Below are 18,310 nucleotides of genomic sequence, written 5' to 3' on the forward strand. Positions count from 1 at the left end.
TCACTACGAAAATCTTTAATTAGAAGCCCATTTGTTGTGTGGGGTCATCGCTATCTTTTTACAAATGAGTGACGTAGAATGCCGACCGGTTTAACGTTAGGTTAAAAACCACTGATATTTTGTGATTTTAACTGGCGCTTTTACTGAAACACCATAACAATTTAACGATTCGACCTCTTAAGTCGAACAACGTAGCAAAAAGCAGCAGCGGAAGCCCGAATATGAGCCAAGCAACCACCTCTCACGCTGATTATAACTACACCGTAGTACGCCAATTCACAGTGATGACCATCATCTGGGGAATTGTCGGCATGGCGGTCGGCGTTCTAATCGCGGCCCAGTTAATCTGGCCAGCATTAAATTTTGAAACTCCTTGGCTGACCTACAGCCGATTAAGACCTCTTCATACCAATGCGGTTATCTTCGCATTTGGTACTTGTGCATTAATGGCGACATCTTTATATGTTGTCCAGCGCACGTGTCAGACAAAACTCTTTGGTGGCTCGTTAGCTAGCATTGTGTTCTGGGGGTGGCAGCTCGTTATTGTCTCTGCGGCAATCACCTTGCCGATGGGGCTGACTACTTCAAAAGAGTATGCAGAACTTGAGTGGCCGATCGATATCTTAATTGCTGTCGTCTGGGTCATCTACGCTGTGGTGTTCTTTGGTACGCTAGCTATTCGCAAAACGTCACATATTTATGTGGCAAACTGGTTCTTTGGCGCTTTCATTATCACCGTTGCCATACTGCACATTGTTAACAGCATGGCGATGCCTGTATCACTGTGGAAGTCATACTCAATTTACGCTGGCGCTGTCGACGCGATGGTTCAGTGGTGGTATGGACATAACGCGGTAGGTTTTCTGCTGACCGCAGGTTTCTTAGGAATGATGTATTACTTCGTACCTAAGCAAGCTGGACGTCCGGTCTACTCATATCGCTTATCAATTGTTCACTTCTGGGCATTGATCAGTCTTTACATCTGGGCAGGCCCACATCACCTTCATTACACCGCCCTGCCCGATTGGACACAGTCTGTTGGCATGGTAATGTCAATTATTCTATTCGCCCCGTCTTGGGGGGGAATGATCAACGGTATCATGACTCTGTCTGGTGCTTGGCATAAGTTGCGTACGGATCCGGTATTACGCTTCCTTATTGTTTCTCTCTCTTTCTACGGCATGTCGACCTTTGAAGGTCCAATGATGTCGATTAAGACGGTAAATGCACTCTCCCATTACACTGACTGGACCATTGGTCACGTTCATTCTGGCGCGTTAGGTTGGGTGGCGATGGTTTCCATCGGTGCCGTATACCACCTGATCCCAGTACTGTTTAACCAAGGCCGCATGTACAGCACTAAGTTAGTGAATGTACATTTCTGGTTAGCAACAATCGGTGTGGTGTTGTACATCGTAGCTATGTGGATCAGCGGTATAATGCAGGGGATGATGTGGCGCGCGGTTAACACCGACGGCACCCTCACCTACAGCTTCGTGCAAGCACTAGAAGCATCGTATCCGTTCTACTTCGTACGTTTTGTTGGCGGAGTGTTCTTCCTGGCAGGTATGTTCGTGATGGCATATAACGCCTTCAAGACCATAGCAGCGCCCGACGGCTCACTTGAAGAAGTGGTCGACGGCGAAGTTCAGCCAGCATAAGGGAGCGCGAAACAGATGAAATTTTCACACGAACTTATAGAAAAAAATGTTGGCATGTTGGCGATATTTATCGTCATCGCCATTAGCTTTGGCGGTTTGGTTGAAATCACACCGCTCATCTTCCAAAAGGAAACAACGCAACCAGTTGATGGCTTGCGTCCATATACCGCGTTAGAGATGGAAGGCCGCGATATATATATCCGTGAAGGTTGTAACGGCTGCCATAGTCAAATGATCCGTCCATTCCGCGCTGAAACTGAACGCTATGGTCACTACTCTGTGGCCGGAGAGTCGGTATGGGAGCATCCATTCCTTTGGGGCTCTAAGCGTACCGGGCCAGATTTGGCTCGAGTTGGTGGGCGTTATAGTGATGAGTGGCATCGTTTACACCTGATCGATCCTCGCGCAGTGATCCCTGAATCGAATATGCCGGGCTTTCCGTGGTTAGCTGAAAATGCTGTATCTAGCGAACTTACGCTGAAGAAAATGCAGGTTTTCCGCGATAATTTTGGTGTGCCATATGGCGATGACGCGGCACTCGAAGCTGACGTTGCTACGCTTGAAGGCAAAACCGAAATTGATGCATTGGTGGCCTATCTTCAATCACTCGGTAAAGCACTCAAATAAGGTGCGATGATGGATTACGGAACATTTAGAGGTGTTATCACTGTCATCATCCTGGTGGTTTTTATTGGGATTGTTGTCTGGGCGTACAGTAAGCGTAGGAAGTCAGCGTTCGATGAAGCCGCGAACATGATTTTTGACGACAAAGATGCCCAACAGGAAAAAGACAACAAGCAGGAGTCTTAAAGAATGAGTACCTTCTGGAGTTTATGGATTATCGTCCTCACCTTTGCATGCTTGATACTTTGTGCGGGCATTCTTTGGTGGTGTTTAAAAGACAAAATGGGTGTTGAAGAGGGCCAGAGTATGGGCCATAGCTTCGACGGCATTGAAGAGTTGAATAACCCGCTGCCGAGATGGTGGAGCATCATGTTTATCGTGACCTTCATCTTTGGTTTGGGCTATTTGGCACTGTATCCTGGGTTAGGTAACTTTGGCGGATTGCTGGGGTGGAAAAGCTCTAACCAAGGCATCTTATCGCTAGAGCAATCACGCGCTGAAGCAGCTAAAGGCGAAGGTATTGTTCAATACGATCGTGAAGTTGCGATGAAAGATGCGCGCTTTGCTGAGGTATTGAAACCTTTCGTTGAGAAGCCTATCGCTGAGTTGGCCTATGATCCGGAAGGATTGCGTATCGGGCAACGCTTGTTCCTGCAAAACTGCGCGCAATGCCATGGTTCTGATGCCCGAGGTGGTACTGGATTCCCTAACCTGACCGATGGCGCTTGGTTGTATGGCGGTGAGCCTGAAACAATCCGTCAGACGTTACTGCACGGTCGTCAAGGTGTAATGCCGGGCTGGAGCTCAATGGGCGAGCAAGCGATCGAAGAACTTGCTTCTTATGTTTTGAGCTTGTCTGGCCGTAAGGTAAACGATAAGGAAGCGCAAGCTGGTAAGTTGAAGTTCGCAGTTTGCGCAGCCTGCCACGGTGCCGATGGTAAAGGTAATAAAGCACTTGGTGCGCCGAATTTAACCGACAACATCTGGTTATATGGTGGTTCACGTAGCGCGGTATTAGAAACGCTGCGTAACGGGCGTAACGGTGTGATGCCTGCTTGGAAAGATATTCTAGGTGAAGACAAGGTTCATATTATCTCTGCCTACGTCTACCGTTTATCCAACCCCGAAAAGCCAGCTGAATAAGCCTGCACTCAGGAATAAAGGCCGCTTACTTTAAGCGGCTTTTTTATTTCTTCTGTTAAAGACGCTCTGCACTAGTGTCAGGTTCAAGCTAGCGCAGTATAATAGCGCCGCCCTATTACATTGGAATCGTTATGCAAACTCCCTGGTATAAGCAGTTTTGGCCCTGGTTTCTGATCGCACTGCCAAGCGCGGCAGTTATTGCTAGTTTTAGCACGCTATATATTGCCGCAAACAATGCGCCCAACATGGTAATCGACGATTACTATAAAGAAGGAAAGGCAATTAACCTTGAGTTAGCGCGAGAAAAACACGCTGCCGAACTAGGTATCGCGCTCAAAGTTTTGATTGCGCAATCCGAGTCCGGTGACGTTGAATTGCGTGTAAGCCACCAAGGTACTGTTCCGGCCACGCTTGGCGCCTTACGCATTCACCTGTATCACCCAACCATCAGTGACCGCGATATCCATCAACTGTTAACCGCTGATGCCAATGGTGATTATCGCACCTCCATCGATGGCTCTTTTGATGGTAAGTGGCGATTATCTATTGAATCTCTAACCGATGATTGGCGTCTGCAGAAAACCTTCACCTACCCCAACGAAACACAGATTGCGCTGATCCCATAGCGTTCGTGTTGTGCACAATAGAAGGCCTGCAGTTTTAGGAGCGATACTTGACTGACTGTTTTCACTGCGGTGACCCCATACCTGCGGGCCCTCTACGAGTTGTAACGATTGGCGGCAACGAACAGCCGATGTGCTGTCCCGGCTGCCAAGCGGTTGCGCAAAGCATTGTCGATGCCGGGCTCTCAAGTTTTTATGACTACCGCACAACAGACTCAGACAAAACAGATGTACCGAATACGGAGCAACTCAACGAATTGCTCGCCTATGATCTTCAGGAAGTACAGCAAGAGTTCGTTGCCACCAACAGCGAAAATCACAATGAAACCATACTGACCATTGATGGTATTCGCTGCGCGGCCTGCGCCTGGTTAATAGAGCACCATGTTGGGCAACTTGCCGGTGTCTATAAGGTCAGCGTTAATACAACAACCCACAGGGTCGTCGTCGCTTGGGAGCAGTCAGAGATAAAGCTGTCTGAGATCCTCGCTCAGTTACGCTCCATTGGCTATCGTGCAACGCCTTTTCAGCCCGGCGTTGAAGAGGCTGAGTTTCGCAAGCAGTATCAACGTTATTTAATACGTTTAGGGATCGCCGGGCTTGCGACTATGCAAGTGATGATGTTTGCAATTGGGCTCTATTTTGGCGTGTTCAGTGACTTAGAGGATCAGTTCAGGGATCTTTTGCGTTGGACAAGTTTGATTATGGCCACACCCGTCATACTCTACTCCGCTCTACCCTTTTATCGCAATGCACTCCAAGGACTGAAAGCTTTGCAGTTAAACATGGATCTTCCTGTTTCAATTGCCTTGCTTCTAGCCTATTCAAGTAGTGCCTATGCCACCGTTTTAAGTACTGGCGAAGTCTATTTCGAATCGGTTTCTATGTTCGCCTTTTTCCTATTGTTAGGACGATTCCTGGAGATGAAAGCGCGGCGGCGCGCCAGCGAAACAGGTTCGAATCTGCTTAAGTTGTTGCCAGCTAAGGCCAATAAGCAAAACCAGTTCGGGGAGTATGAACTGGTCGCAGCGTCAATACTGACGGAAGGTGATCTCATTCGTATCGTCCCCGGGGAAACTATTCCCGCGGACGCTATCATTAGTACCGGTCAAAGCCGTTTTGATGAATCGATGCTCACAGGTGAGAGTTATCCTGTGCAAAAAAGTGTCGGTGAAACTATTTATGCCGGCAGCGTTAACCGCGATCAGATAGTTACTGGTCAGGTGCTACGCAGCCGCAATAATAGCGTGTTGAGCGATGTTGTACGGCTACAAGCCTCGGCCTTGCAAGATAAACCTAAAATAGCCCACATTGCAGATGCGATCGCTAAATGGTTTGTTCCGGGCTTACTCATTATTTCGATTGCTACGTATATTGCTTGGTTACAGATTGATGCCACTGAAGCCTTTTGGATCACTCTATCTGTACTCGTGGCGACGTGTCCTTGCGCCTTAAGTTTGGCGACGCCAACTGCAATTACCTGCGCCTATGCCAATCTGAGTCGACTAGGTTTGTTGGTTAGGCGTGGTAACGTGCTTGAAGCCTTATCTAGGGTAACCGAAGTAATTTTTGATAAGACAGGCACCTTAACCGAAGGTGACCTTGTCGTTTCAACGTTTGCGGTTGCGACCGGTCACTCAGAGAATGATGTTTTAAGTCAGGCCGCAGCGCTTGAGCTAGGGCAACAGCATCCGGTAGCAGTTGCTATCATGGCTAAGGCACGTCATCTATCGCTGCCCTTACCCCAAGTCCACGATATTCAGGTATACCATGGTGATGGTGTTACAGGCTCCATCGAACAAAGGAAAATCTGGTTAGGGCGCCCTGGTTGGTTGCAAGAAAATGGTATTTCAATCCCTACCCCATGGCTAGATGCCAGCGCTGTGATCTGCTTTTCCGAACACCCTGTTGGCGCCTTTTATGTTGACGATAATTTGCGACAAGATACCAGCAGCGCATTGCAAGCGCTGCAGTCGCGAAAGATCCAAACCACTATTTTAACGGGTGATGACTCCAACCGATTGAAAAAGTCATTCTTGGCCTTGTCTCTTAAACGTTATCTGTCTGGCCAACGTCCTGCCGATAAGTTGGCATATATTCGCCAGAAGCAAAATGATGGCGAATATACTTTGGCCGTTGGCGACGGTGTTAATGACGCACCACTGCTGGCTGCGGCCCATTGCTCAGTAGCCATGGGCGGCGGCACGGATTTGGCTAAGGTCAGCGCAGATGCGATCCTTCCCAGTAACAGGTTAACGGTTTTGATTGATGCATTGGATCTGTCAAAACGTGCGATGCGTATTACCAAGCAAAACTTGGCATGGGCATTGGCCTACAATTTATGCATCATTCCGCTGGCTGTCAGCGGATATATCGCGCCCTATTTCGCAGCACTTGGTATGAGCTTAAGCAGTCTACTCGTTGTCTCCAACTCACTAAGGTTACTGAATCGAAAATGAGCATACTTTATGTATTGATCCCTATCGCGATTATATTTGTCTTTGTCGCCATTGGCGTTTTCGTTTGGGCCGTGCGTAGTGAACAGTTTGAGGATTTGGAGCGCCATGGGAGTGACATTCTGTTTGATGAGAAGCAAAACACCCCTGTGAAAGACGCAACCAAAGCACAGTCAGGCAAGTCCGCCAAATGATTGAAAATCAAGTCGTCGCGGCTTTTATGGTTGGCGTGCTAGGTAGTGGCCACTGTGCGGGTATGTGCGGTGGCCTGGCATCTGCAATTCTCACTGGCACAAATCGCCATGCATTCCTGCGTTCACTGTTTTTATCACTCGGTCGTGTTAGTAGTTATGCTATTGCAGGTGCACTTATTGCCTCTGCGTCTACCTCTTTAACCTCATTGTCGGCGCTTAAATCTATTGTCACAGCATTTCAGTTGCTGGCAGGCTTGATGATTGTATTGGCTGGACTCTATATTTCGGGCTGGTACTTAGGCTTAGCCAAATTTGAATTGGTCGGCCAGGGTTTGTGGCGGAAGCTGCAGCCGATTTCAGTTAAGTTTCTACCTATCACCTCGCTGAAATCAGCTGCCTGTTACGGCTTTCTATGGGGCTGGCTGCCTTGTGGTCTGGTTTACTCGACACTGACTTGGACGTTAAGCGCTGATAGCCCATGGCATGGGGCTGCAATAATGTTGGCGTTTGGCATCGGTACAATGCCAACAATGATAGGTATTGGTACTTTTAGTGAGCAGGTTAAAAGAGTACTAAAGAACAAACAGTTACGTAACTTGTTTGGGATCATGGTTATTAGTTTAGGATTGTTGACACTATATAGTGCGCTAGAACGTACCAGTTGGTTCTAAACAAGGTAAATAGTGTGTATCATTACGTATCTGTGCAATATTTAGGTAACGTAATGGGATACGATAAAGCCAGTGGAGCCGCAGGCTCTAGAGTTATGAACGGCGCCTGTGCAATTCATTGTCAAAACTGCAGTATCAGCCAACTCTGCATTCCTTTTACACTTAACGATAGTGAACTCGATAAGTTAGACGAGATCATTGAGCGGAAAAAGCCGATCCATAAAGGTGATGAGCTTTTTCAAGCCGGCGACGAGCTCAAGGCGCTTTACGCTATCCGCTCTGGCACTGTTAAGAGTTATACCATCACTGAGCAAGGTGAAGAGCAAATTACCGCCTTCCATTTGGCTGGTGATATTGTCGGCTTTGATGCCATTAACACGGGTCAACATCAGAGCTTTGCTCAAGCATTAGAAACTGCGATGGTGTGCGAGATCCCCTACGACACATTAGACGACCTGTCTGGTGCCATGCCCAAACTTCGTCATCAGGTAATGCGCTTGATGAGTAACGAAATTGTTGGCGACCAAGAGATGATTGTCTTACTTAGTAAGAAGAGTGCTGAAGAGCGGTTGGCCGCTTTCATTTACAGTTTGTCTCGTCGTTTTGGTGAACGTGGGTTCTCCTCAAAAGAGTTCCGCCTTAGCATGACTCGCGGCGATATAGGGAACTATCTAGGCCTGACGGTAGAGACTATTTCCCGACTTCTCGGACGTTTCCAGAAAAGCGAAATGATAGAAGTTAAGGGCAAATACATCACTATTTTAGATGATGACCAATTGACCGAGCTAGCCGGCGCAAGCGGCGAGTAACATCTCTCATCTGTTTTTGCGCTGGATTGGTTAATGGTTGATCCAGCGCAACCTCCTTCCCTACCGTTTTTGATTTAAAAAGCCTACATTTAACTACGAGCCCAGTAGTCTATCCTTAGCACAAACCCCCTTTATTTTGGGCTTGGAGGATGTATGGCAAACTTCAATTCTCTACTTGTCGTTGTTGACCCTACGCGCAGTGAGCAAGGGGCACTTAGTCGGGCTGTTGAACTGGCCGAAAAGACCGGTGCGCAGATCAAAGTCTTCTTGGCAATTTATGACTTTTCCTATGAGATGACCACCATGCTTTCCGGCGAAGAGCGTGAAGCTATGCGCCGTGGTGTGATCAGCCAGCGTGAAGAATGGTTAACTGAAGTTATTGATGGCTATGCTGATCGCGAGCTGCCTATTCAGGTAAAAGTCGTGTGGCACAATCGTCCTTTTGAAGCAATCATTCAGGAAGTGCTCCGTGATGGCCATGATCTGATTGTCAAAGCCACTCATGAACATGACAAACTTAAGTCTGTTATTTTCACACCAACTGATTGGCACTTAATGCGCAAGTCACCCGTACCTGTGCTGCTGGTAAAACAACATGCCTGGCCAGCTAAAGGTAACATTCTTGCTGCGGTGAATTCCGGCAGTGAAGAAGAGGCGCACATCTCGTTGAACACGCAGATCGTCACGGCGGCCAATGATATGGCAACCCTATTGGATGCGGATGTTCATTTGGTTAATACCTACCCGGGTACACCAGTGAATATCGCCATTGAGATCCCAGAATTTGATCCTAAATCTTATAACGAAGCAGTTTGCGATCACCATGTGAAAGAGTTACACAAACAAGCTGAACATGGCGGTATAGATGTTTGCAACTGCCACGTAAAAGAAGGCCTACCGGAAGATATTATTCCCCGTTTAGCTGACGATCTTGATGCTGAGCTGGTTATTTTGGGTTCTATCGGTAGAACAGGTTTGTCAGCGGCTTTGATTGGGAATACCGCTGAGCATATTATTGACAGTTTGAACTGTGATGTATTAGCACTAAAACCGGCGGGGTTTGTCTCTCCGGTTGAACTTGATGATTAAGGTAAAAAAATAATAACAATAGCCTGGGGGGCTTGAAGCCCCGCTGTCCAGAGAACAGTCGGTGCAGCTATGAGTTAAAAGGCTGCACCTTAAAAGGGATAGCCTTATGCACGTTAAACAAAGTGAAGCGCTGCTCGAAGAGTTGCGGCGCAGTAAAGCGACCTTAGCTGAAGATATACTGAGTTGGATAGATCAGCAGCCCAATTCGCTATATGAAAAAACCCATGTACCGATGGGGCTTTATGCGACGATATACGAAGGCCAACCGCGGCGTTACCTCGAAGGTATCAAGATTGTTGGTGTCAATCGTGACAGCGCCTTTAAGTGGTTCGCAGATATGCCCACTACCTGCCCTATTCGTTCACTGTTTGCTGCTTGGTTGCATAATTATGATGAACGAGATATCGAACTAAACCCCTCTTCAACGCTACTTATTACTCGCCAAGGTGTAGTTTATGGTGATTACGACAGTGAGTATGCCAACATGCAATTAGTGGAGTTGTTGCAGGTTTATCGGTTCCTTACCTCTGTTTGCTGTTCACTGGTAGACACTGAACAAGCGACTATGGCTCAGCCTACTGCAAGTGACATTCACAAGAATACAAAGACAAAACGTCGGCATATTCACTTTCGTTTAGCATTGCCCGGCGCAAAATTGATGCGTCGCCTAGCAGGTGCGGCGAGGTAGGTAGTTACATGTGCTAGTTAATAACGCTTACCTTATCTAGCGGCAATCCGTATAATGTGCGCCCTCTTTGATCTGTCATCGAACTTCAGGGCGCACCATGAAACCCAAAGCACAGTACAACTTCAATAAATTACATAAGCGCTTACGTCACTCTGTCGGGCGTGCTATTGCTGACTTTAATATGATCGAAGAGGGCGACAAGATCATGGTCTGCTTGTCCGGCGGTAAAGACAGCTACACCATGCTTGAGATCCTGCAAAATTTACAAAAGAGTGCACCGGTTAATTTCCAGCTAGTGGCCGTCAACCTGGATCAAAAGCAGCCTGGTTTTCCGGAGCATATCCTGCCTGCTTATCTTGAAGATCTTGGCGTTGAGTACAAGATCGTTGAGGAAGACACCTACGGTATTGTTAAAGAAAAAGTGCCTGAGGGAAAAACAACCTGCGCACTTTGTAGTCGGTTGCGTCGCGGCATCATCTATCGAACCGCAAAAGAGATTGGTGCGACTAAAATTGCCCTTGGCCATCACCGAGATGACATCTTGGAGACGCTTTTTCTGAATATGTTTTTTGGTGGCAAGATGAAATCAATGCCACCTAAATTAGTTAGCGACAACGGTGAGCATGTTGTTATTCGTCCGTTGGCTTACTGCAGAGAAAAAGACATTATCCCTTTTGCCGAGCATAAAGGATTCCCGATCATCCCATGTAACTTATGTGGTTCTCAGGAAAATCTGCAGCGCCAATCAGTCAAGGCGATGCTAAGTGACTGGGACAAACGGTTCCCTGGACGGATAGAAACAATGTTTCGGGCGATGCAGAATGTTGTTCCATCTCACCTAGCCGATCATCAGCTATACGATTTTGCTTCAATAGAAGCGACCGGTGCACCTGTTGAAGATGGTGACACCGCCTTCGATAACGAAACATTCGCTAGCCAGCCTGTTAACAAAGATATCAACGCAGGTGAACGCTTAGAAATAATCGAAGTCAGCTAATTACTTCTTCGGTGCCAACCAAAGTCGGATAGAGGTTGGTACCGAACTCATGGTTAATCGGTTTGCCATCGACAGCTGCGCTAATGAAAGTTGTATCTCATCGGTTTGGCTAACTAACACGGTTACGTCATCCCCAGCCTCGGACGAAATAAGTGTGACTTCGCTCTCTGCATCGAAAGATAGTGTGGCACCGACAATTTCTGGAAGCATAAACTTGCTGACCCCAGCAAAATCCCTCATCAGCGCGTAAAGCTGGTTAAGTTGTTTAACCAACTCGTCGGCGTCATAACTGGCTTTCGGTCTTTTTAGCGCTAATGCAATGGTCAATTCGCAAGGCTGTTTTGTTTGTAAGGCGACAACCGCTTTGTCACTGTACAGCTTCCTATCATAAGGAATTAACAATACCGACCCGCTTGTATAGACAAGTGGTAACTCATAGTTTTTATTAAATATTTTCCCTGACTCGATGGCACATGCCGCGTTACTTGCACCAGCTTCTAGTAGACGAAAAACGATATTAGAATCAGGGTAATCACCTTGATAAAGCACCTTAAGTCGCTGATAGAATGGCTTGTATTCCATCGTTAAGGTATTTGCATTCGCCTGCGTGCCGTACGCCAAGCCGATGGTTAGCAGTAAACCAACAAACAGTTTTGTACTGCACGATGTCATTGTGTTAACTCCGTAAATAGCTTGGCGTTGTAGCGTAACATAGCGGCTAGCTCTTCAACGTAAGCCTCACCACGTTCAGAATATCCGACCAATCCAGAGACCAACTCGTTAGCATTGATCTGCCGTTGTTCTTCACGCTGGGCTTGGCGAATGTCTCTAAGCGGCTTATAGGTTGGATGGGTATTAAGGTTCAAGAAGTAAGCGTAAACCGCCTCTTCCATCGAAGCGAAACGGGCGACCTCATGGACGGCGCCGTCATTGCGCGCCTTCGGCACCATGCCACAGCCTTGGCGATAGCACCAAAGCCCAAACAGGTTATACCCTTCCCTAGCGAATCTTGATGTTCCCCAGGCGGACTCGTTTGCAGCCTGCACCAGCACAAGTTCATACGGCAATATGTCCAGGCGCTTTAATAGTCTGTTGAGACTTTCATCTGATACTGAAAATGACTGGATACGGTAACGCACGGCCATCGCCTGCAGTTGATAGAGAGACTTCGCCGACAAGCTACCTTTTGCTTGCAGCTCATCGAGGAATCCTTCAACTTGGCGCCGCATTTCTAAAATCTCAGCGTTGTTCGCCATCACAAATGGCTTTAGGTAGCGAAAGAAGGCGATTTTCTTCGTTTTGACATCGCCAATGGCGGCGAAATCAGGAAGATCTTTGGCGCTCGCCACTTCTTCCTTTTCAACAACGTCTGGCGTACGAAAATAGCTGATCATGCTTAAACTCAGCAACGAGATCAGGGCAATACTGAAAATGAAGCGGGTATCTCTAGTCACCATACAACTACTACTTCTCACTGGCTCTATGCGGAAAAACTACCATCATCTGTCGAGGAACGTTCGACTGGTTCCTCTACGGTTGCATCTCCAAAAATGGCATCAAACATCACCCCTTTAGCGAAATACAACATGGGCACAGCCCAAATCAGGAGTAAGCTGAACATCATGGTGCTTTGTACCTGCTCCATGCCTTGACCAGATAAATATACAGCCAAAGGAATCGCCGCCAGACCCATTGCCGGCGTGAGTGCCAAGAACACTAGAAACAGTTTAAACCACTGATGGTGGGCAGCGCGTATTGAGAGGTAAACCGCCTTGGTCGGCGATATGCCGCGATCCAGCATCAGCATGATGGCGAACGATGTACCGACCGCTAAATAGATCGCAGGCAATAACAGCAACACTAAGCCCAGTTGTAACAATATGGTAATTAGCACCTGTACCAGTGCCAGTGGCGCGAAGTATTTCAGGTAATTAAACACGTCGGTAACCTGAACCGGTGCACCACGCGAACGGCGCAGCGCCATCATATCCAAGCCGCCCCAGAAAGGCGCAGCGATCAACGTTGCTATCAAATTGGCTACGCCATCAATACCTTCATTACCGCCCTCTCCGCCGCCTAGCATCAAACTCATAATATGCTGAGCGCCAATATTGATGGCCACTGCGAATAGAAATGCGAATAGCACGGGCAGTTTATTTTGCTGGGTCAGTTGCCAGGATTTTTTCAATACCTGTTTTACACTGACGCTGTATTCACCACTTATAGCCCGCTGAATAGCAGGTGAATCTTTAGGATCGTTAAACATATTTCACTAACTGATCGATGAGTTGAGGGGGATTATAGAGGATCAGCGCTGGAGGTGAAGCTTTGTCTCAATATTCGAACGCATCCCTTCCCATAAGCAGAACTTACCAACGTAACTAGATCGCCGCGTAGTCACATTCAGTTGGTCATCGGTCAGCGACAACGACCAGTGATGGTTAAGCTCCTCTTCAGCCTCCAACGACTCAACCAATGCCCTGTCCAGGCACCAGACATTAGTCTGTTGAAAAAGGTGGGGGCGGAATGCTTCGTTGTCTAGCTCATCGGCAAACAGAACGATATGTAGATTTTCGAATTGATGTAGGTAGCGCTTCAGCTGATGCTCCGCGGGGATCGCGATAACCACGCCGAGCGCTTCATCTTCGGTATAAAGATCTGGGAACTCCTTACTTTCAGCATTGGCGTTTATCTGTAGAGATTCATCGTAAAACAGACAAAACATCAGTAAGCGGAGATACAGGTGGTCGCTAATCTCGGAGCCACTTAGCGCCATCGTGGTGCTGACACGATAGTAGCGTTGCTCCGATTCGATGGCGATATCAGCATGTAACCTGTGTACCAAACGTTTATCACTCATATTCGCCTCATTACTGATCAGTTAGTGATGACAAGATCAATGACTAACTTAATGGCTAACACAACCAGCGCGACGCCGGTGATCCGCTCAAGCCAATAGCCCTTGCGTTGCAATGTACTTCTAAATCTCGGACTACCAATAAGCCACGCCAATAAACAGAACCAGGCAGCAGTGGCTAACGCCATATAGATGCCATAGAACAGCTTAATACCAACATCACGCTCCGGCGATATCACTACCGCAAACAAAGCAATGAAAAATAGCGTCGCTTTTGGATTAAGACCGTTAGTCATTAATCCCTTAACGAAAGCGGAACGCTGCATCACCTGCTCGCCATTTTGACTAAGCGTATCTGCAGCTGGTTTGGCTAGCATTGCTGACACGCCCAAGTAACCCAAGTATAGAGCGGCAAGCAGCGTAAACAGCGTTAATAATGCAGGCACCTGTTGAAAGAGCAGTGACACCCCTGCCAACGACAAACCAACATGCCAAAGAATTGCGGTGCCCACCCCTAGTGCGGTTATCATTGCAATGCGCCTGCCTGAGCGGATCGCCGTTTGGGTCACCACCGCAAAATCAGGCCCTGGGCTTGCCACGGCCAAGCCATGGATAACCACGATAGTAAGAAACTCTGGAAACCAAGGTGAATTCAACATAATCAGCGACGGCTAGTTACCTGCAATGGGTAACCTCTTTAAATAATCGATAAATGCAGGCACCAAACTGCCTGCGGGGCCATAAAATGTGTATTGAAACTCCGAGCTGGTGGATGATGGCTCCAGGTTCAGTTCAACCGTGCAAGCACCAACTTGGTTTGCTTCGCGACAAAAACCTGCTGCAGGGTAAACATTGCCCGACGTACCTATGGAGATAAACATATCAGCGCAGGACAGTGCTTGGTAGATCCGATCCATCTCCATTGGCATTTCGCCAAACCAAACAATGTCAGGGCGCAGTGTCTCACTCAAACCACAGCAGTCACACTTCATTGATTCATCCAAAACTAACGGCGCACGGGTCACTTGGCCGCTAACCGAACAACGTGCCTTTAATAACTCACCATGCATATGGATCAATTGCGCTTGGCCCGCGCGGTCATGTAGATCATCGACGTTTTGAGTAACGACCAAAAGTTGGCCCGAAACCGCTTTATCAAATTCTGCGAGTGCAAGATGAGCCGGGTTAGGTACCACATCATCACTCTGCAGGTGTTGGCGTCGGGCATTGTAAAATCGATGCACCAAGGCTGGATCACGGGCAAACCCCTCCGGAGTCGCAACGTCTTCGATTCTGTGGTCTTCCCACAAACCATCGGCCGCCCTAAACGTACGTATGCCAGATTCCTGAGATATACCTGCGCCAGTCAGTACGACGATGTTTTTAGGACGATTCTTCAATGGTAAATCAAAGTGTTGCATAGAAATCCTCCAGTGAGCCTGAGTTCAGCCTACACCCTTAAACGGGCAATTAGTTAGACCCAGCGCAAATGTTTTCTCTGTCGTTTTTTGTCGGAGGGGATGAAATAACCAAAAAACGCAGTACTTCAGTGCCATTATTTTTTAGCTGATGGGGTGTCTCGGGTGTTATTGCTACACCCTGCCCCTGCTTCAAGTGGAAGTCTTGGCTGGCTGTGATGATGGTGACAACGCCGCTTAAAACATAAAAAAATTGTTGTGCTTGATGATGAATATGAAGCACCTCGCCCGCCCCTGGTGCAACCTCCTCTTCGATAACACTGAGCTTAGGATCAGCCAGAAGATGCCAACCAAAACATCCTTGGTTCCATTGATAAGGCGTGATGCTTTTACGATCTACAACTTGGTTTGACACAGTCGCTTTACTCCGAAAAAAAGCCCGCTAGAGTGCGGGCTTATTTAATCACGGTAAATTTTTTAACGCATATTGCGCAGCGCTTCAATACGCTTATCCAGCGGGGGGTGGCTCATAAAGAACTCAGACATACTCTTTTTGCCATTGATACCAAAGGCCGCAAGTTGCCCCTCCAACTGTGTTTCAGGAGCTGGTTGCTTCAATCGTTCGAGTGCTGCGATCATTTTCTCTTTACCTACCAACCGTGCAGAGCCCTCATCAGCACGAAACTCTCGTTGCCGTGAGAACCACATAACAATGGTACTTGCCAGGATCCCGAATACCAGTTCGAGTACCATAACAACACCAAAGTAAGCAAAACCGCCTAAACCGCCACCCTCTTCATCACCACGTAAGAAGTTATCAATAATATTGGCAACAATACGGGCAAAGAAAATAACAAAGGTATTTACTACACCTTGCAGCAAACTCATCGTGATCATATCGCCGTTCGCCACGTGGCTCACTTCATGGGCCAACACAGCTTCTGCTTCATCACGGGTCATGTTATTAAGCAAACCAACGCTAACCGCTACCAGCGCATCATTGCGTTTCATTCCAGTAGCAAAGGCATTGATCTCCTGACCAGGATAGATGGCCACTTCTGGCATACCAATGCCCGCTTTGGCCGCCTGACGCTGAACGGTGTCGACTAGCCAGCGTTCGGTCTCGTTCGCTGGATTGGTAATAACATGCGCCCCAGTGGAACGTTTCGCCATCCACTTAGATATGGCCAGTGAAATGAAAGAGCCGCCAAAACCAAACACGGCTGCCAGTACAAGTAGAGACGCGATGTTGCCACGGCCATACTGTAAGCCTGTCACGGAAAAGATAACGTTCAATACGATACCTAGCACTAATACAACGGCCAGGTTCGTTGCAATAAACAGTAAAACGCGCTTCATAAATGAAAACACCTCTTAGTACATAGTTATTTTATAGGTATGGTCGTTAAGACCGTTTTCAATGGGGTTTTACTTCATTTAACAGGTAAAAAAATGTAACCAAATAAAAAGCCACCTGTGACGCAGGTGGCTTTGACGGTATTTTGGGAGACATGCGCAACTTTCGCTACGCTGCATCTGAGATTTGCTCAAATGCACGATTCCAATATAGTGTATTCTGGTAGTTCGAACTACAGATCTAGCTCAAAAAGCATTTCAAAATATTAACCAAAATTATGAAAAAACTCTTATTGTTAAGCAGCTCACGTTATCGCGATAATGCCTACCTGGCGCAGCCTCTGGCGATGGTCCGTGACTTTTTGCCAAGCGGTATCCGAAAGGCTGTTTTCATCCCTTATGCGGGTGTCACCATCAGTCACAGCGTATATCACCGTATGGTCGCCGAGGCGCTACAACCTTTAAACCTGGATATCACCAATATCACTGATATGCAGGACCCGATCAAAGCCGTTCAAGCCGCTGAATTGATACTGGTGGGCGGTGGTAACACCTTCCAATTACTTGCTTCGTTATACGATCAAAAGTTGATCGATGCGATCCAAAACAAAGTAGATGCTGGTACGCCTTATATTGGTTGGAGCGCTGGTAGCAATATGGCTGGCCCAACGATTTGCACCACCAATGACATGCCGATCGTCTGTCCGCCGAGTTTCAATGCGTTAAACTTGGTGCCTTACCAGATAAATCCACACTTCACCGATGCAACTTTACCCGGTCATAACGGAGAGTCACGCAGTCAACGTTTGGCAGAATACCTGACCGTTGCTCAAGATCAGCGGGTCATCGCCCTGCCAGAGGGATGCTGTATAAAAGTTGATGGAGAACAGCACACCTATCATGGCGACACCGATGGTAAGGTACTACGTTACCAAGTCGATGCTGTGACACTGAAAGATGGTGACGACGTTCTTAACGCCTGATAAATCGCAGTAGCTAACACGCCTTTCAGCAAATCAGCGTTTTCCATCGTGGGAAAGCGCTGCACAATGCCTACAAAACTAAATCGAAATTGGTCATCTCTGTTTGCTGATAGCCAATTGTCCCGATCAGTGGCGCATCAATAAGCGATGCCAAGGTATCAATGTTTTCTGCTAGGAATTCCATCTCAGGCAACGGCGAGTTTGCTATCCACCCAACCAAATGACCACCCTGCGCTTTTATTTGCGCTGCCGTTAACAAAGCATGATTAAGGCAACCAAGTTTCATTCCCACCACCAAAATGACCGGCCACCGCATCGTAATAGGTAAAGCTGAAAGTAGCTCACTATCATTAATCGGCACCATCCAACCGCCCGCACCTTCTACCAAGCAGATATCTGCACCGCGCGTTGCTATCACGTCCTGATGATGTTGTTGTAGCTCAGCGAGTGATACCTGAGCGTTATCTTGTGCGGCGGAGATATGGGGAGACGCTGGTGCATTAAAGCAGTACGGATTGACCTCTTGGTAAGTTGTTTCCAACTGCGTCGCAGCCATCAGCGCTAAGGCGTCCTCGTTCTCCAGCCTACCTGCGGGATTGAGTGTCCCGCCTGCTGCAACAGGTTTTGATACAGCCACCGACAGCCCTTGGTTTTGCCACCAGTGAATTAACTGAACCGACGTAAATGTTTTGCCGGCATCAGTATCCGTGCCGGTTATAAATACTGTTTTCACATTGTCCC

General features: G+C 47.6%; 22 protein-coding genes. 13 read left to right on the plus strand and 9 right to left on the minus strand.

From position 1 onward, the window contains the following. The first annotated feature begins 221 nt into the window (after positions 1 to 221). From ccoN to ttcA, 12 genes are all read left to right on the plus strand, one after another. Positions 222 to 1,661: a cytochrome-c oxidase, cbb3-type subunit I gene (gene ccoN, locus DU002_RS01560; RefSeq protein WP_114336586.1), complete on the plus strand. Its 1,440-nt coding sequence runs from the start codon at positions 222 to 224 to the stop codon at positions 1,659 to 1,661. A 15-nt stretch (positions 1,662 to 1,676) separates the two neighbouring features. Further along, on the plus strand, positions 1,677 to 2,288 hold the full coding sequence (gene ccoO, locus DU002_RS01565; protein WP_114336587.1) for a cytochrome-c oxidase, cbb3-type subunit II: 612 nt from the start codon (positions 1,677 to 1,679) through the stop codon (positions 2,286 to 2,288). A gap of 9 nt (positions 2,289 to 2,297) precedes the next feature. Next, positions 2,298 to 2,471, plus strand: coding sequence for a cbb3-type cytochrome oxidase subunit 3 (locus DU002_RS01570; protein ID WP_114336588.1), 174 nt, complete (start codon positions 2,298 to 2,300; stop codon positions 2,469 to 2,471). A gap of 3 nt (positions 2,472 to 2,474) precedes the next feature. Then, entirely contained in the window at positions 2,475 to 3,428 is a 954-nt protein-coding gene (ccoP, locus tag DU002_RS01575) for a cytochrome-c oxidase, cbb3-type subunit III (RefSeq protein WP_114336589.1), read from the plus strand. Positions 3,429 to 3,559: 131 nt separating this feature from the next. Beyond that, positions 3,560 to 4,054 (plus strand): FixH family protein, encoded by a 495-nt coding sequence (locus DU002_RS01580; RefSeq protein WP_114336590.1) that lies wholly within the window; start codon positions 3,560 to 3,562, stop codon positions 4,052 to 4,054. 47 nt (positions 4,055 to 4,101) lie between these two features. Continuing rightward, on the plus strand, positions 4,102 to 6,510 hold the full coding sequence (locus DU002_RS01585; protein WP_199405136.1) for a heavy metal translocating P-type ATPase: 2,409 nt from the start codon (positions 4,102 to 4,104) through the stop codon (positions 6,508 to 6,510). Continuing rightward, a complete protein-coding gene (ccoS, locus tag DU002_RS01590; protein WP_114336591.1) occupies positions 6,507 to 6,701 on the plus strand; it encodes a cbb3-type cytochrome oxidase assembly protein CcoS in 195 nt (64 codons plus the stop codon). The genes DU002_RS01585 and ccoS overlap by 4 nt, the downstream gene beginning before the upstream one ends. Beyond that, complete coding sequence (locus DU002_RS01595; RefSeq protein WP_114336592.1) at positions 6,698 to 7,372, plus strand: sulfite exporter TauE/SafE family protein; 675 nt, start codon at positions 6,698 to 6,700, stop codon at positions 7,370 to 7,372. The genes ccoS and DU002_RS01595 overlap by 4 nt, the downstream gene beginning before the upstream one ends. 95 nt (positions 7,373 to 7,467) lie before the next feature. Continuing rightward, positions 7,468 to 8,181, plus strand: coding sequence for an FNR family transcription factor (locus tag DU002_RS01600; RefSeq protein ID WP_233496388.1), 714 nt, complete (start codon positions 7,468 to 7,470; stop codon positions 8,179 to 8,181). A 153-nt stretch (positions 8,182 to 8,334) separates the two neighbouring features. Next, positions 8,335 to 9,270 (plus strand): universal stress protein UspE, encoded by a 936-nt coding sequence (uspE, locus tag DU002_RS01605; protein ID WP_114336594.1) that lies wholly within the window; start codon positions 8,335 to 8,337, stop codon positions 9,268 to 9,270. Positions 9,271 to 9,376: 106 nt separating this feature from the next. Next, complete coding sequence (locus DU002_RS01610; protein ID WP_114336595.1) at positions 9,377 to 9,958, plus strand: hypothetical protein; 582 nt, start codon at positions 9,377 to 9,379, stop codon at positions 9,956 to 9,958. Between the two features lie 97 nt (positions 9,959 to 10,055). Next, positions 10,056 to 10,955, plus strand: a complete 900-nt coding sequence (gene ttcA, locus DU002_RS01615; protein WP_114336596.1) for a tRNA 2-thiocytidine(32) synthetase TtcA — start codon at positions 10,056 to 10,058, stop codon at positions 10,953 to 10,955. On the opposite strand, the gene DU002_RS01620 is transcribed toward ttcA, so the two are convergent. The 8 genes from DU002_RS01620 to htpX form a co-directional block, all read right to left on the minus strand. Beyond that, complete coding sequence (locus tag DU002_RS01620; RefSeq protein ID WP_114336597.1) at positions 10,956 to 11,627, minus strand: DUF2987 domain-containing protein; 672 nt, start codon at positions 11,625 to 11,627, stop codon at positions 10,956 to 10,958. Then, positions 11,624 to 12,412 carry a glucosaminidase domain-containing protein gene (locus DU002_RS01625; RefSeq protein WP_114336598.1) on the minus strand — a complete coding sequence of 263 codons (789 nt, stop codon included), beginning with the start codon at positions 12,410 to 12,412 and terminating at the stop codon, positions 11,624 to 11,626. The genes DU002_RS01620 and DU002_RS01625 overlap by 4 nt, the downstream gene beginning before the upstream one ends. 23 nt (positions 12,413 to 12,435) lie before the next feature. Beyond that, positions 12,436 to 13,221: a hypothetical protein gene (locus DU002_RS01630; RefSeq protein WP_114336599.1), complete on the minus strand. Its 786-nt coding sequence runs from the start codon at positions 13,219 to 13,221 to the stop codon at positions 12,436 to 12,438. 42 nt (positions 13,222 to 13,263) lie between these two features. Continuing rightward, on the minus strand, positions 13,264 to 13,815 hold the full coding sequence (locus DU002_RS01635) for a YaeQ family protein (protein ID WP_114336600.1): 552 nt from the start codon (positions 13,813 to 13,815) through the stop codon (positions 13,264 to 13,266). Between the two features lie 17 nt (positions 13,816 to 13,832). After that, positions 13,833 to 14,471 (minus strand): LysE family translocator, encoded by a 639-nt coding sequence (locus DU002_RS01640; RefSeq protein ID WP_114336601.1) that lies wholly within the window; start codon positions 14,469 to 14,471, stop codon positions 13,833 to 13,835. A 12-nt stretch (positions 14,472 to 14,483) separates the two neighbouring features. Further along, entirely contained in the window at positions 14,484 to 15,233 is a 750-nt protein-coding gene (cobB, locus tag DU002_RS01645) for a Sir2 family NAD+-dependent deacetylase (RefSeq protein ID WP_114336602.1), read from the minus strand. Between the two features lie 49 nt (positions 15,234 to 15,282). Next, positions 15,283 to 15,645 carry a cupin domain-containing protein gene (locus DU002_RS01650; protein ID WP_199405137.1) on the minus strand — a complete coding sequence of 121 codons (363 nt, stop codon included), beginning with the start codon at positions 15,643 to 15,645 and terminating at the stop codon, positions 15,283 to 15,285. Positions 15,646 to 15,707: 62 nt separating this feature from the next. Then, positions 15,708 to 16,589, minus strand: a complete 882-nt coding sequence (gene htpX, locus DU002_RS01655) for a protease HtpX (protein ID WP_114336603.1) — start codon at positions 16,587 to 16,589, stop codon at positions 15,708 to 15,710. 275 nt (positions 16,590 to 16,864) lie between these two features. On the opposite strand from htpX, the gene pepE reads away from it, so the two are divergent. Continuing rightward, positions 16,865 to 17,569, plus strand: coding sequence for a dipeptidase PepE (pepE, locus tag DU002_RS01660; protein WP_114336604.1), 705 nt, complete (start codon positions 16,865 to 16,867; stop codon positions 17,567 to 17,569). Between the two features lie 70 nt (positions 17,570 to 17,639). Here the strand turns inward: pepE and bioD are convergent, their stop codons facing one another. After that, on the minus strand, positions 17,640 to 18,302 hold the full coding sequence (bioD, locus tag DU002_RS01665) for a dethiobiotin synthase (RefSeq protein WP_114336605.1): 663 nt from the start codon (positions 18,300 to 18,302) through the stop codon (positions 17,640 to 17,642). Between the last annotated feature and the right edge of the window lie 8 nt (positions 18,303 to 18,310).

It is taken from the genome of Corallincola holothuriorum (assembly GCF_003336225.1).
GTDB classification, from domain to species: domain Bacteria; phylum Pseudomonadota; class Gammaproteobacteria; order Enterobacterales; family Neiellaceae; genus Corallincola; species Corallincola holothuriorum.

Excerpts from the sequence above, each read along its gene's own strand:
- ccoN (WP_114336586.1), top strand. The coding sequence starts at position 222 with ATGAGCCAAGCAACCACCTCTCACGCTGATTATAACTACACCGTAGTA.
- ccoO (WP_114336587.1), top strand. The coding sequence starts at position 1,677 with ATGAAATTTTCACACGAACTTATAGAAAAAAATGTTGGCATGTTGGCG.
- DU002_RS01570 (WP_114336588.1), top strand. The coding sequence starts at position 2,298 with ATGGATTACGGAACATTTAGAGGTGTTATCACTGTCATCATCCTGGTG.
- ccoP (WP_114336589.1), top strand. The coding sequence starts at position 2,475 with ATGAGTACCTTCTGGAGTTTATGGATTATCGTCCTCACCTTTGCATGC.
- DU002_RS01580 (WP_114336590.1), top strand. The coding sequence starts at position 3,560 with ATGCAAACTCCCTGGTATAAGCAGTTTTGGCCCTGGTTTCTGATCGCA.
- ccoS (WP_114336591.1), top strand. The coding sequence starts at position 6,507 with ATGAGCATACTTTATGTATTGATCCCTATCGCGATTATATTTGTCTTT.
- DU002_RS01595 (WP_114336592.1), top strand. The coding sequence starts at position 6,698 with ATGATTGAAAATCAAGTCGTCGCGGCTTTTATGGTTGGCGTGCTAGGT.
- DU002_RS01600 (WP_233496388.1), top strand. The coding sequence starts at position 7,468 with ATGAACGGCGCCTGTGCAATTCATTGTCAAAACTGCAGTATCAGCCAA.
- uspE (WP_114336594.1), top strand. The coding sequence starts at position 8,335 with ATGGCAAACTTCAATTCTCTACTTGTCGTTGTTGACCCTACGCGCAGT.
- DU002_RS01610 (WP_114336595.1), top strand. The coding sequence starts at position 9,377 with ATGCACGTTAAACAAAGTGAAGCGCTGCTCGAAGAGTTGCGGCGCAGT.
- ttcA (WP_114336596.1), top strand. The coding sequence starts at position 10,056 with ATGAAACCCAAAGCACAGTACAACTTCAATAAATTACATAAGCGCTTA.
- DU002_RS01620 (WP_114336597.1), bottom strand. The coding sequence starts at position 11,627 with ATGACATCGTGCAGTACAAAACTGTTTGTTGGTTTACTGCTAACCATC.
- DU002_RS01625 (WP_114336598.1), bottom strand. The coding sequence starts at position 12,412 with ATGGTGACTAGAGATACCCGCTTCATTTTCAGTATTGCCCTGATCTCG.
- DU002_RS01630 (WP_114336599.1), bottom strand. The coding sequence starts at position 13,221 with ATGTTTAACGATCCTAAAGATTCACCTGCTATTCAGCGGGCTATAAGT.
- DU002_RS01635 (WP_114336600.1), bottom strand. The coding sequence starts at position 13,815 with ATGAGTGATAAACGTTTGGTACACAGGTTACATGCTGATATCGCCATC.
- DU002_RS01640 (WP_114336601.1), bottom strand. The coding sequence starts at position 14,471 with ATGTTGAATTCACCTTGGTTTCCAGAGTTTCTTACTATCGTGGTTATC.
- cobB (WP_114336602.1), bottom strand. The coding sequence starts at position 15,233 with ATGCAACACTTTGATTTACCATTGAAGAATCGTCCTAAAAACATCGTC.
- htpX (WP_114336603.1), bottom strand. The coding sequence starts at position 16,589 with ATGAAGCGCGTTTTACTGTTTATTGCAACGAACCTGGCCGTTGTATTA.
- pepE (WP_114336604.1), top strand. The coding sequence starts at position 16,865 with ATGAAAAAACTCTTATTGTTAAGCAGCTCACGTTATCGCGATAATGCC.